The 13,181-nt window shown below is 37.9% G+C and carries 15 protein-coding genes; 9 read left to right on the top strand and 6 right to left on the bottom strand.

Annotated elements, in window-relative coordinates; all coding sequences use genetic code 11:
• Positions 1 to 36: 36 nt before the first annotated feature.
• Positions 37 to 1,395, bottom strand: coding sequence for a uracil-xanthine permease family protein (locus tag F959_RS02340; protein WP_004877194.1), 1,359 nt, complete (start codon positions 1,393 to 1,395; stop codon positions 37 to 39).
• 175 nt (positions 1,396 to 1,570) lie between these two features.
• Between F959_RS02340 and typA the strand changes: the two genes are divergently transcribed.
• The 3 genes from typA to F959_RS02325 all read left to right on the top strand — a co-directional run bounded on the left by typA (position 1,571) and on the right by F959_RS02325 (position 4,579).
• Complete coding sequence (typA, locus tag F959_RS02335; protein WP_004877193.1) at positions 1,571 to 3,406, top strand: translational GTPase TypA; 1,836 nt, start codon at positions 1,571 to 1,573, stop codon at positions 3,404 to 3,406.
• A gap of 246 nt (positions 3,407 to 3,652) precedes the next feature.
• Positions 3,653 to 4,087 (top strand): large conductance mechanosensitive channel protein MscL, encoded by a 435-nt coding sequence (gene mscL / locus F959_RS02330; protein WP_004877192.1) that lies wholly within the window; start codon positions 3,653 to 3,655, stop codon positions 4,085 to 4,087.
• Positions 4,088 to 4,243: 156 nt separating this feature from the next.
• Positions 4,244 to 4,579, top strand: a complete 336-nt coding sequence (locus F959_RS02325; RefSeq protein WP_017196704.1) for a gamma-glutamylcyclotransferase family protein — start codon at positions 4,244 to 4,246, stop codon at positions 4,577 to 4,579.
• 55 nt (positions 4,580 to 4,634) lie between these two features.
• On the opposite strand, the gene F959_RS02320 is transcribed toward F959_RS02325, so the two are convergent.
• Together F959_RS02320 and mutM are read right to left on the bottom strand one after the other, a co-directional pair.
• Positions 4,635 to 4,925, bottom strand: coding sequence for a peptidylprolyl isomerase (locus F959_RS02320; protein ID WP_004877189.1), 291 nt, complete (start codon positions 4,923 to 4,925; stop codon positions 4,635 to 4,637).
• 31 nt (positions 4,926 to 4,956) lie between these two features.
• Positions 4,957 to 5,778: a bifunctional DNA-formamidopyrimidine glycosylase/DNA-(apurinic or apyrimidinic site) lyase gene (gene mutM / locus F959_RS02315; protein ID WP_004877187.1), complete on the bottom strand. Its 822-nt coding sequence runs from the start codon at positions 5,776 to 5,778 to the stop codon at positions 4,957 to 4,959.
• Between the two features lie 206 nt (positions 5,779 to 5,984).
• Between mutM and F959_RS02310 the strand changes: the two genes are divergently transcribed.
• Entirely contained in the window at positions 5,985 to 8,117 is a 2,133-nt protein-coding gene (locus F959_RS02310) for a TonB-dependent receptor (protein ID WP_004877186.1), read from the top strand.
• A gap of 32 nt (positions 8,118 to 8,149) precedes the next feature.
• On the opposite strand, the gene F959_RS02305 is transcribed toward F959_RS02310, so the two are convergent.
• The 3 genes from F959_RS02305 to ygfZ all read right to left on the bottom strand — a co-directional run bounded on the left by F959_RS02305 (position 8,150) and on the right by ygfZ (position 10,853).
• Positions 8,150 to 8,950, bottom strand: a complete 801-nt coding sequence (locus F959_RS02305) for a tetratricopeptide repeat protein (RefSeq protein WP_004877184.1) — start codon at positions 8,948 to 8,950, stop codon at positions 8,150 to 8,152.
• Positions 8,951 to 9,177: 227 nt separating this feature from the next.
• Complete coding sequence (locus tag F959_RS02300) at positions 9,178 to 9,903, bottom strand: DsbC family protein (RefSeq protein ID WP_017196705.1); 726 nt, start codon at positions 9,901 to 9,903, stop codon at positions 9,178 to 9,180.
• A 227-nt stretch (positions 9,904 to 10,130) separates the two neighbouring features.
• A complete protein-coding gene (gene ygfZ, locus F959_RS02295) occupies positions 10,131 to 10,853 on the bottom strand; it encodes a CAF17-like 4Fe-4S cluster assembly/insertion protein YgfZ (RefSeq protein WP_004877181.1) in 723 nt (240 codons plus the stop codon).
• Positions 10,854 to 11,040: 187 nt separating this feature from the next.
• Between ygfZ and F959_RS02290 the strand changes: the two genes are divergently transcribed.
• The 5 genes from F959_RS02290 (at position 11,041) to F959_RS02270 (ending at position 13,152) form a co-directional block, all read left to right on the top strand.
• Positions 11,041 to 11,487, top strand: a complete 447-nt coding sequence (locus tag F959_RS02290) for an SRPBCC family protein (RefSeq protein ID WP_004877179.1) — start codon at positions 11,041 to 11,043, stop codon at positions 11,485 to 11,487.
• 59 nt (positions 11,488 to 11,546) lie between these two features.
• Entirely contained in the window at positions 11,547 to 11,885 is a 339-nt protein-coding gene (locus tag F959_RS02285) for a DUF2004 domain-containing protein (RefSeq protein ID WP_004877177.1), read from the top strand.
• Positions 11,886 to 11,908: 23 nt separating this feature from the next.
• Positions 11,909 to 12,265: a DUF488 domain-containing protein gene (locus F959_RS02280; RefSeq protein ID WP_004877175.1), complete on the top strand. Its 357-nt coding sequence runs from the start codon at positions 11,909 to 11,911 to the stop codon at positions 12,263 to 12,265.
• A 51-nt stretch (positions 12,266 to 12,316) separates the two neighbouring features.
• Positions 12,317 to 12,661, top strand: coding sequence for a zinc ribbon domain-containing protein YjdM (locus F959_RS02275; RefSeq protein ID WP_004877174.1), 345 nt, complete (start codon positions 12,317 to 12,319; stop codon positions 12,659 to 12,661).
• Positions 12,662 to 12,816: 155 nt separating this feature from the next.
• On the top strand, positions 12,817 to 13,152 hold the full coding sequence (locus F959_RS02270; protein WP_004877172.1) for a YegP family protein: 336 nt from the start codon (positions 12,817 to 12,819) through the stop codon (positions 13,150 to 13,152).
• The last annotated feature ends 29 nt before the right edge of the window (positions 13,153 to 13,181 follow it).

Raw genomic sequence — 13,181 nt, 5'->3', positions numbered from 1 at the left:
AGTTGCTAAACTGGGCAATGATCATTTATTAGATGACTATTTGTGTGTTTCAGGTAAAACAATATTCAAAATCAAAGCTGCAATACCGCCTGTTGCGACACCCGAGCTAAAAATATTTTTGAATAATTCAGGTAAATGCTCAAGGATCTGAGGAACCTGTGCAACACCTAAGCCAAGTGCAAGTGAAATTGCAATAATCAGCAAGGCACGACGATCTAGGTGGATACTTGAAAGGATATTAATACCTGATGCAGCAACTGCGCCAAACATCACCATCACTGCACCACCTAATACTGCTTGTGGTACGGCTTGAATCACAGCAGCAACAGCAGGGAATAAGCCTAAAATCACCAATAGCACGGCGATCCAAATACCGACATAACGACTTGCTACACCTGTGAGTTGAATCACACCATTATTCTGTGCAAACACTGAGCTTGGGAAAGTGTTAAAAATACCAGCAAGGAATGAGTTGGCACCATTAACTAAAACACCACCTTTAATACGTTGCATCCAAATAGGACCATCAACGGGTTGGTTTGAAATTTTACTGGTTGCAGTCACATCACCGATCGCTTCCAAAGAGGTAACGAGATAGATGAATGCCATTGGAATAAACAAACTCCAAGAGAAGCTTAAACCAAAATGCATAGGCGTTGGGATTTGAATTAAAGGAGCCTCACTCAAGACTGAAAAGTTCAAATGTCCCATAAACCCAGCGAGGATATAGCCAATCACTAAAGCAATTAAAATTGCTGAACTTTTCACCCAAGTAATACGAATACGATTGAGTAGAATGATGATCCCAAGAACCGTACATGACATGATCAGGTTGTCAGCATTAGCAAAAGTATTGTCTTGCATTGCGGTATAACCACCGCCCATGCTAATCAAGCCTTCTTTAATCAAAGTTAAACCGATGAGCAGAACGACTATTCCTGTGACTAACGGAGTAATCAGCTTTTTTACCCAAGGCAAAATGCGAGAAACACCCATTTCAATGAATGAACCTGCAATCACAACGCCAAAAATAGCGGCCATGACTTGTTCTACTGGCGTTCCAGCAGCAACCATTGCACTTCCGATACCAATGATCGGGCCAATAAAGTTGAAGCTTGTACCTTGAACAATCAGTAAACCTGCTCCAAAAGGACCGACTTTCTTGCACTGTAAAAACGTTGCAATCCCTGAAATGATTAAAGACATTGAAAGGATCATATTGGTATCTTCACGAGAGACACCAAGTGCTAAACAGATTAGTAATCCTGGGGTAACGATTGGCACTAAAATCGCGAGGAGATGTTGAAGTGCAGCTAAAAATGCAACAAAAGGTTTCGGTCGATCATTCAGTCCGTAAACTAAGTCGAGCTGTTGCTGAGGTTGGGAATTTGACATGGGAGTTTGAAAAAGCGATAAGCATTAGTGGAATATTCTAATAGAGTTAGTCTACTTTACCAACGATTCTGTAACGTTTCGTCAGAAAAAAAGTCACATGTCAATAAACTGTCACTACTAAAGTGTAGTGTTTTTCTGTATAATCTGCCCTCAAATTTTAAGCGTATCGAATTCTATGTCTGATATTAAGAATCTCCGCAATATCGCAATTATTGCGCACGTCGACCACGGTAAAACCACGCTTGTCGATAAATTACTTCAACAATCTGGTGCTTTGGGTGACCGTGCAGGCGAGATTGAGCGTGTCATGGACTCGAATGCGCTTGAAAGTGAACGTGGTATTACCATTCTTGCAAAAAACACGGCAATTAAATGGTTAGATAAACGTACTGATACTGAATACCGTATCAACATCGTCGACACCCCAGGACACGCCGACTTCGGTGGTGAAGTGGAACGTGTGATGTCGATGGTTGACTGTGTATTACTTCTTGTTGACTCACAAGAAGGTCCAATGCCACAAACTCGCTTTGTAACTCAAAAAGCATTTGCTCGTGGTTTGAAGCCTATCGTGATTATCAACAAAGTTGATAAACCAAGCGCGCGTTGTGACTGGGTAATCGATCAAGTATTTGACTTGTTTGACAACCTTGGCGCGACTGACGAACAGTTAGACTTCCCAATCGTTTATGCTTCTGGCTTACGTGGTGTTGCTGGTCCAGCTCCTGAAGAGTTGGCAGAAGACATGACACCGTTGTTTGAAACGATCGTTGATATCGTTGAACCACCAGCGGTAGACGTTGATGGTCCATTCCAAATGCAGATTTCATCACTTGACTATAACAGCTTCGTGGGTGTTATCGGTGTTGGTCGTATTCAACGCGGTTCAGTAAAATTAAATACTCCTGTTACTGTAATTGACAAAGATGGCAATACACGTAATGGCCGTATCTTAAAAATCATGGGTTACCATGGTTTAGAGCGTGTAGATGTTGAATCAGCATCTGCTGGTGATATCGTATGTATTACAGGTATCGATGCACTTAACATTTCTGACACAGTTTGTGATCCGAAAAATGTTGAAGCTTTACCAGCATTGTCTGTAGATGAACCAACTGTATCTATGACATTCCAAGTAAACAACTCTCCGTTTGCTGGTAAAGAAGGTAAGTTCGTAACTTCACGTAATATTCGTGAACGTCTTGACCGTGAATTGATTCACAACGTAGCACTTCGTGTTGAAGATACTGATAGTCCAGACCGTTTCAAAGTTTCTGGTCGTGGTGAACTTCACCTTTCAGTATTGATTGAAAACATGCGTCGTGAAGGCTTCGAAATGGGCGTATCTCGTCCACAAGTAATCATCAAAGAAATTGATGGTGAAAAACAAGAGCCTTACGAAAACGTAACGTTTGACGTTGAAGAGCAGCACCAAGGTTCTGTAATGGAACAAATGGGTCACCGTAAAGGCGAAATGACCAATATGGAAGTTGACGGTAAAGGCCGTATCCGTATTGAAGCAACTGTTCCTTCTCGTGGCTTAATTGGTTTCCGTTCAGAATTCTTAACTATGACTTCTGGTACAGGCATCATGACATCAAGCTTCTCTCACTACGGCCCTGTGAAACAAGGTTCAGTAGCGAAGCGTCAAAATGGTGTGTTGATTTCTATGGTTCAAGGTACATGCTTGGGCTATGCACTATTCAGCTTGCAAGACCGTGGTCGTTTATTTGCTAAACCACAGTTAGAAGTTTACGAAGGTATGATCGTGGGTATTAACTCTCGTTCAGACGATATGGTGGTAAACCCAACTAAAGCGAAGCAGTTAACTAACGTTCGTGCGTCTGGTACTGATGATGCGTTGACTTTAACACCTGCAATTGAATACACGCTTGAGCAAGCACTTGAATTCATTGAAGATGATGAATTAGTTGAAGTAACACCTAAATCGATTCGTATTCGTAAGCGTTACTTAACTGAAAACGAACGTAAACGTAATCGTGATAAATAATTTTTCTGAATTGAAAAATGAAGAAAACCGCTAAATTTATTTGGCGGTTTTTTTATTGAGTAAAACAAGTGTCTATTTCATGCATAAGTTCATATTTTTATTAAAATAAAATATGTTGTTAAAGTGTGAAATAACTTTCTTTTTTTGAGAAAAATATTAAATTATTTACATACAACTAAATGCCTATCATTTGTAATTTAAGTACAAAAACAAATGTAATTCGATTCATTTTCTGGAGTGTCAACAATGAGTATTATTCAAGAATTTAAAGAGTTTGCTGTAAAAGGCAATATGATGGATTTGGCGATTGGTGTAATCATCGGTGGCGCTTTTGGTAAGATCATTGATTCATTAGTGAAAGATGTTCTGATGCCTGTCATCAACTTTATTATTGGTGGGGAAGTGAATTTCACCAATAAGTTTGTTGTGCTCGGTTCAAGTCCTGAAAACATCACAACTTTAGCTCAAGCTCAGGAGGCGGGGCTTACAGTTCTTGCTTATGGTAACTTTATTACGATCTTGATCAACTTCCTGATTTTAGCGTGGGTGGTGTTCTTAATGGTGAAAGTCATGAACCGCATGCGTAAAAAAGAAGAAGAAGCGCCAGCAGCACCTGCACCAACACCAGAAGATATTCAATTGTTGCGTGAAATTCGTGATGAGTTGAAAAAGCAAGCTTAATTGCTTTAAATAAAAAAACGGCATAAATTATGCCGTTTTTTTATTGTAGTTGTTTAATTGGTATTTGCTATTTCTTTGAGATAATGAGTTTTGATGAATATGGTCTCTGACTCAATTTCATTCTAAGATGTTAAATAATTGAAATGGAATAACATGATGAACCGATTGTTTGTATATGGCACATTGTGTCCGAATAGAGAAAATGCTCATATTTTGGGAGCTATTGAAGGGGATTGGCAAGTTGCAAAGGTACATGGAACCATCCATATATTGGATTGGGGGCCCGACAAAGGACTGCCTGCAATTGTATTGAATCAACATGATCTGCTAGTTGAGGGTTATTTATTTAGTACCGATAAATTAGAACAAAACTGGCCAATGTTAGATGGGTTTGAAGGATTCCAATATGAACGAGTTATTGCTGAAGTTGTTTTGGAGTCTGGTGAAAAAATAGATGCATGGACTTATGTCATGAAGCTTCAGCAAGATTAGCTCATTCATGCATGGAGGAAATGAGCTTATGGATACATTTAAGCTCATTGTTTATCTATCGTAGACCATCCATGCGGAATTTAATTTCTAAAAGATGGAAGCCAAACTGACTTTTAATTGGGCCGTGTAAAATTCGTTCTGCAGCTGTGAACACCAATTTATCAATTACAGGTACAAGCTGCCCTTTTTTTACTTCACCTAAATCGCCACCGCGTTTAGCAGAGTTACAAGTCGAATACTGCTTCGCAATTTTTGCAAAGTCTGCGCCAGACTGAATTCTTTTCTTAAGCTGTTCCGCTAAGTCTTTGTCTTTCACTAGAATATGCCGAACAATTGCAGTTTGCATAATGTTGCTCCTTCAATTACCTTGTATTTGCTTAAGCTTTCTTCAGCTTCAATGGCTGGCATTGTGGGCAAAATACACTGGCTCGTTGTCCTAACTTTAGGTTTTCAAGCGTTGTTTCACAGTTCACACACATTTCACCAGCACGGCCATATGCCAATAGTGTTTGCTGAAAATAACCATTTTCACCCATCGCATTACTATAGTTACGTAATGTTGAACCACCTAAATCAATTGCTTGTTTTAAGATGCGTTTAACCTCAATAACCAGCTTCTCAATTTGTACTTTCGTTAACGTTGAAGCAGGTTGTGCGGGATGGATGCCAACATTAAATAGACTTTCTGTCGCATAAATATTACCTACGCCAACAACGATATGATTATCCATTAAAGCAATTTTGATGCCGACATTTTTTTTATTTAGCTTTTCATGTAAATAGGCTGCATTAAAATCTTCGCTCAGAGGTTCAGGGCCGAGCGTATCAATCAGTTTAGTCTGGTTGTTTTGATCAAGCCAAAGAATGCACCCGAATCGACGTGGATCATGGTAGCGTAATTGCTGATCTTCAAAATCAATAATTAGATGATCATGTTTGCGTAGTTCATCTTTGGCTTCACATAAACGGAAGCTTCCAGACATACCTAAATGCCAAAGCATTTGGTCTTGCTCAAACTCAGCAAGAATATATTTAGAACGGCGCTTGAGTTGCATTAAACGCTGTCCAACCAGCTTTTTAATATCATTCGGTATAGGCCAACGCAAGCTTGGGTTCAAAACGCGAATGGCTTGAACACGTTGTTCTAATAAAGGCAGTAAGCTGGTTTTTGTGGTTTCAACTTCAGGAAGTTCAGGCATAGTTAACTCAAGTTGTTTCAACAACAATACAATGAGGGCAAATGTTTCACTTACAATTATGCGGGTATTTAATTTTATTTGCTAATCATGCTGATTAATCAGTTTAATTGTTTTCACTTAAGTTAAATACCTAAGATAAACATAAAATAATCATATTCTTAGCTTTAGCTGTTGTCGTTTAAAATTTCGAGAAATAAGGAATCTTCATGCCTTCGATGAAAATTAATCTTCTATACGGTTACATTGCCATGTTTATGGCATTGGGTAATACCTCAGTATGGGCAATTGAGGTTGATCACGATCAGCCAGCACAACTCCCAACAATCAAAGTTGAAGCGACACGTACAGATACTTCTTACATGGAGACGCCTGCTTCAATTTTTAGGGTGGATATGCCTGAAAGTAGCCAGTCGGCGCAGGTTAATTTGACGGAAATCGTGAAAGGTGTCCCAAGTATTCAGCTTAGGAATAGAGAAAATTACGCGCAAGACCTGCAACTTTCTATGCGTGGTTTTGGTGCGCGGTCTACATTTGGCGTTCGTGGTATTCGATTGTATGTTGATGGAATTCCTGCAACCATGCCTGATGGACAAGGGCAAACCTCAAATGTTGATTTGAGTAGCTTAAGTCATCTTGAGGTTTTAACGGGGCCATTTTCTTCACTGTATGGTAACTCGTCAGGTGGTGCGATTTTAGCAACCACCAGAGAAGGTACAGGAAAAGACTCGATTGAGATGAGTTATGCTGGTGGGAGTCACAATAAAAATCGTGCTGGTTTAATTTTACAGGGCGGTTCAGATCACCAATATAAACCAAGTTATATCATTAGTTCATCTTATTTTGATACTGATGGATTTCGAAATCATAGTGGCGCAAATAAAGTATTGAATAATGCAAAACTAACGTGGAATCTTGATGATGGCAGTAAAATTAACTGGATCACCAATTACGTCAAGATTAATGCTGATGATCCGCAGGGATTGAATAGGCAGCAATGGCAGAATAATCCACGTCAAGTGAATGATACAAACAATACTTACAATGTTCGAAAAGATATTGATCAAACACAAACAGGGATCACGTGGTCAAAACCGCTTAATGATCAGCATGAATTGTATGGCATGGCATATTTTGGTAATCGCCAAGTGACCCAGTATCAATCTATTCCTCGCTCTGCACAATTAAATCCTAATCACGCAGGTGGAGTAATAGATTTTGAACGTAATTATTATGGTGCTGATTTCCGTTGGACGGGTAAAGAGTTATTGCCAAATACTCGCTTTAGTATAGGTGTTGCCGTCGATAAGATGGATGAAGATCGACAAGGTTTTGAAAACTTTAATATTGTTGCTGGTGAACCATCATACGGCGTTAAAGGCACGTTACGCCGTGATGAAGACAATAGCTTATGGAATATCGATCCATATCTACAAGCATCTTGGCAGTTTTTACCGACTTGGCGTTTAGATACGGGTGTACGTTATAGCAATGTGCATTACAAATCTAAAGATCACTATTTGAGTAATGGGAATGACAGTGATAAAACAGAGTATGACAAGATTTTGCCTTCAGCCGCGTTAAGCTGGCAAATTCTGCCTGAATTATTGCCTTATGTGAGTTATGCAAAAGGTTTTGAAACACCGACTTTTACTGAAATGGCTTATCAAGCTGATAGTAACAAGTCGGGCTTTAATTTTGATTTAAAGCCATCGACTAGTGATAACTATGAATTGGGTTTAAAGTCGCAAAATCAGTTGGGTGATTTTACTGTAGCCGTTTTCCAGAGCAAAACTCAAAATGATATTGTTTCAGCGGGTTCTTCAAATGGTCGTTCGACTTTCCGTAATGCAGATCGTACTTTAAGAAAAGGTGCTGAATTTACGTGGAATAAGCAAGTTTGGAAAGATCTTACTGTAAATGCGAGTTATGCTTACCTAGATGCAACTTTTGATTCAAATGTTCCAGCACTTGGAAAAATTGCTGAGATTCCTAAAGGTAATGCAATTCCTGGCATCGCTAAGAATCAAGCATTTATTGGGCTAGCATGGAAACCAGATCAAGGTTTTTATGCAGGACTTGATACGCAGTATATGGACAAAATCTATGTCGATGACAGTAATAGTGATGCTGCTGCTAGCTATACAATTGCATCGATCTACACAGGATATGCTTGGAAATATGCAGATTGGGGCTTTAATAGCTTTGCACGTGTAGATAACTTATTTGATAAAAATTATGCAGGTTCAGTTATTGTTAATGATGGTAATAGTCGTTTCTTTGAACCAGCGGATGGGCGTAATTGGAGTGCTGGAATCAGTGTAAGTAAGCATTTTAAATGATAAAAAGCGCCTAAGATCAGGCGCTTTTTTTGTTATTTTTTAGGCTGAGGATTGGATTTTTTTGCAGCAATTGCTTTTTCAACTTCTACGAGAGATTCTTTTGCACCAGGATAATTGCCTGCTGCTAGGCGAGAAAAAATATCTTTGGCTTGTTCTAAGTTCTGGTCAACGATAGCACCATTTGCAAGCATATTTGCTAAAACCATTAGAGAGGGTGGATAACCTTTCTTAGCTAGAGACTCTAAGCTTTCTATCGCTTGTTTTTGCATAAGAGGATTCTTGTTTTTGACTCCCAAGCTTAAGTCATATATTGCTTTCAAGTGAACTGCAGGTCGATAGTCTTTACGTAATAAAGGTAATAGTTTTTGAACTGCCAATTGATCATATTCAGGTTTTCCTTGTTCAAAAAGTAATTTTGCACTTTCTACAATAGCAGTTTCGGAGCCTTGATTCGAAGCTTTATCTAAGAATTCTTTATATTTTTGACTATTTTTAGTGACACCTAAAGTACCATTTCGATAAACCTGAGCTAAGGTGTAACTTGCTTGCCCAAAACCCTTATTGGATGCGTCTTGATAGTATTGCAGGGCTTTCTCCTCATCTCTTGTGGTACCTTGCCCAACTTGATGCATATAGCCCAAATTGTAAATAGCTTGAGCATTTCCTGTATTTGCAATACGTTGCATTTCTTGGAATGCACCTGAAAAATCCTTAGCTTCATAAAGTTGGGTTGCTTTTGCAAACACATCATTTTTAGCAGTTGTTTTCTTATCAGCTGCAAATGTTGAGTGAGATGCAGCTAGGATTAAACTAGCAATGAGCAACTTTTTCATATTTTTTTCCTTATACCGAAACCTGCTTTCATCCTTTATGTAGCAGAGTGCAATATGCAATATGGAATACACATCATAAAAAATTGGCGTAAATTGTAAATGATGGTTTTGTATATATCTTGATTAAGATGGGTCAAAGAACTTAAATCAAAATTAAAACAGTAGTCCATTTGTTTAATGGGCTACTGGTTTTAACAGGTTTAAGAGCTTCTTAAAGGTTACGAGTTCTATTTACTAGCTTCCTGCAATAGTAATTCAATCTGTTCAGCATCTTGTGGAATGCCTGAAACTCGCATGCCATTTGCAAAGAATATTGTTGGAGTTCCATTGATTTCAAGTGATTGACCAAGGGCTATATTTTTCTGAATAGGCGTGTCACATTGGCCTGAATTTTTACTCAGTTTGCGGTGAAGCATATAATCCTCCCAAGCTTCATATTGATTTTTAGCACACCAAATTTTATTTGCCGCTATTTCAGCTTGAGGATGGAGTTTCTTAAGTGGGAATAAAAAAATGTAGACCGTTACATTGTCGATGGAAGTCATATATTGTTCTAATTTTTGACAATATGGGCAGTCTGGATCAGTGAACACATATAGCGTACGTTCTCCATTTCCTTTCACATATTTAATAGCTTGGTTTAGAGGTAGCTGTTTAACATCACTTTTTCCTAACTCTATCAAACGTTCCTCGGTAAGATTGGTTTTATTTTTCACATCCAATAAATTTCCAAAAAATAAATATTTTGCAGTTTCATCCGTATAAATAATTTTTCCTGCGACATAGACTTCATAGATACCCGTTAAAGGGGAAGGAGAAATTGATTTGATTGGAAGATCTGGATAATTACGCTTGAAATTTTGTTCTAGTGTTTTACTTTCAGCATGGAGGCTTTGTAAGCTCAAAAAGCTTAAAGTAATTGCAGATAACCAAGCTTTGATCATTATTTGCATGAGGAGTTGATTCTATAGGTAATTGTTGAACAATAACGTCGATTGGGATTTCCGACAAGAATTGTAGTTCAAATTTATTTCAATTTTAGCCTTATTATTTTTGAGCATTTTTGCGAGTTCGAGATTTAAATGGTTACTAATTAAGAAATATTTAAATCAAAAAAAACTCATGAGATAACCCATGAGTTTTTAAAATCAAAAAATTAAAGCATGATTTTTATAAGGACTTAGTTTGGACGAGCTACATCACCATTGAGTGCGTCTGGTAAATCTAAAACATTTACATTGAGCTCTGCTAATGCTGTAGGTTTGGCAATTACAAGCGCAAGATAGCCATCTTCAAATGCAACACTGTTTACAACTTCTATATCTTTACTGAGTTGGGTTGCTGGCATTGGAAGATCACCTTTGGCTTGGATCAAATGTAACCAGTGTTTTGGTTTTGCTTTAAACCAAAGACGAGCAACAATTTCCTGACCAAGATAACAACCTTTGTCAAAATGAACGCCATCACGTTGATGTAAGCGTAACTCTTGCGGTTGGAAAAGATGCTCAGTTTTTTGAGTAATCCAAGCTTGACCCGATTGAATCGCCTGAATTTGCCAAGCGTTAATATCAGTTTCAGTTTGAGAAAATTCAGTTTGCTTGCCATTTGTTGTTGGAAAAACAGTTCCAACTTCTTCCAATTTCATTTTAGAAAAAGCACCAAATTTTTTAATGTGCTTTGCAAACTCTTCTGCTTGATCCTGTGTTGTCACAAGTTTAAAACTTTCAGGATTAAGTTTTTTAATCCATAAACCAAAATGAATACGTCCTTTTAAATCGCAAATAGCAGTGTAGCGACTTTCGTTTTCAGGTAAGCGCTCTGTATGAACGGTCACTTGTCCTTGAAGGAATTTTTGTGCATCTACACCATTTAAGCTAAAAGCCGTGAAAGCAAGTTGACTCATAGATCAATCCTAAAGCTATATTCTGATCACGAAAATATGGACTGTTATTTTGCGCCATTTTTCACAAAAAATCAGCTTTAGATTCTCGATATTCGAGCTGAAATGAGGGATCAGCAACACCACAGTTCTACTAGAAATTGTTATGATAAAGTTGTAGCTTAAAAAAACAGCAAAATGGAGAATGATAATGTCTGGTACAGTAAAACTACATCGCGTCTTTACCGCTCCTCCAGCACTTGTTTTTAAAGCGTTTCTAGATCCAGATGCATTAGTGAAATGGATGCCACCACATGGTTTTACCGCAAAAGTCCATCATTTTGATCCACAAGTGGGCGGCAAATATAAAATGTCATTTACTAACTTTTCAACAGGTCATATTCATGCTTTTAGCGGTACTTATATTGAAATCGTCGAGAATGAACGATTACGTTATACAGATCAATTCGAGGATCCTAACTTACCAGGAGAGATTAATGTGACAGTTGAATTGAAACCTGTGATTGTGGGGACGGAAGTTCATATTACACAGCAAGGAATTCCAGATGTTATGCCTGTAGAGGCTTGTTACTTAGGTTGGCAAGAGTCTCTAAGCTTATTTGCTTTGCTTGTAGAAGCAGATATTCCTAATCAATAATTGAAGTGTTGAAATATAAATAAAAACTAATAATAAATTTGATATTTTGAGGTGGGGAAATGAAAGAGTTATCCATTTTACAGCAACGTGAAAAACTAGCACGAGCTGCCATGCAATTGGCCTTAGAAGATCAACAAGCTGAAGATAGCGTTGATTTATATATACAACATCATTTGGAAGAAATTGAACCTGAATATTGGGTTAAACATTTTGGGACATCCTCACCGACACCCTTACAGGTTTTAGATGCTTTGGTCCTCCAGCATGAAGGAGATGATGAGGAAATAGAAGCCTATGAAATGCTTGATTTTAGCTTGCCTGATCAAGTGACCAATTATGTGATTTGCGTTAGTTTTGATTCACATGGACAAGTCATTGATATCTCAATGGAGAGTTAGTTTTAAACAATCTGGAGGAAGTGATGCAAATTGAAATTAAGCGTATTTATGATCCAGTTGATGAGTCAGATGGCATGCGTGTGCTTGTAGATCGTTTATGGCCAAGAGGTATTTCAAAAGAACAGGCACATTTGGATTTGTGGTTAAAGGAAATTGCACCTTCCAATGCATTACGGAAACAGTTTTGTCATCAGGCTGAACATTGGCAAAGTTTTCAAAAAGGCTATTACCAAGAGTTAGGGGAGAATCCTCATGTCGATGAACTAAAACAAATTGCAACGGAACAACCATTAACATTAATTTATGCAGCAAAAGACCCTGAGTTAAATCATGCGTTGGTACTCAAAAATTATTTGTATGGAAAAGAGATTCAGTCCTGAAATTTTGAAAAATGGTCTCTATCCATCATAATAGGATTTTTGAGATTTTTTATGTCTTTGCCAAATTGCCCAAAATGCCAATCAGAATATACATACCAAGATGGTGATCTTCTTATTTGTCCAGAGTGTTCATATGAATGGAAAGAAGGAGAAGTACAAGCTTCTGAAGCAGAAGAAATAATTAAAGATGCAAATGGTAACGTTCTAGCTGATGGCGATAGTGTTACTGTGGTTAAAGATCTTAAGATTAAAGGTTCATCTTCCGTTGTTAAAGTAGGTACGAAAGTAAAAAGTATTCGTTTAGTGCCAGATGCAAGTGATGGTCACAATATCGATTGCAAGATTGATGGCGTCGGTGCTATGAAACTAAAATCAGAATTTGTTAAAAAAGTTTAATTTGATTTGTGGTGAGAGGGGGCGCGTGCTCCCTTTTTTATTTTATAAGTGAAGTAAATTACTAAAAGTGAACAAAATACAATCTTTTTAATTGCGGTTGGCTGATCTATATTGGGTGAACAACAAATAATCAACCTGAATAAATAGAGGTCTTTATGGCTGGATGGTTCGAGGTAACTCAAGCGAGTGATGGGCAATATCGTTTTGTATTAAAAGCGGGTAATGCTGAAACTATTTTAAATAGCGAATTATATAAGACTAAAGCTGCTGCATTGAATGGAATTGCATCAGTGCAAAAAAATAGCCCCGATGATGTTCGATATGAGAGACTGACTTCTAAGAATGAGAAGCCTTATTTCAATTTAAAAGCTGCAAATCATCAAGTAATTGGTACAAGTCAACTATACGCCAGTGAACAGTCTCGTGAGAAAGGGATTGAGTCGGTTAAAAAGAATGGACCTTCAGAAACGATTAAAGATTTAACTGTATAACTGAGCAATAAAAAAAGCCGTTCTAAAAC

Origin of the sequence: Acinetobacter venetianus RAG-1 = CIP 110063 (assembly GCF_000368585.1) — a bacterium.
Classification (GTDB): Bacteria; Pseudomonadota; Gammaproteobacteria; order Pseudomonadales; family Moraxellaceae; genus Acinetobacter; species Acinetobacter venetianus.
Note: the sequence above shows the minus strand (reverse complement) of the source record. Positions and strands in the feature narration are given on the sequence as shown.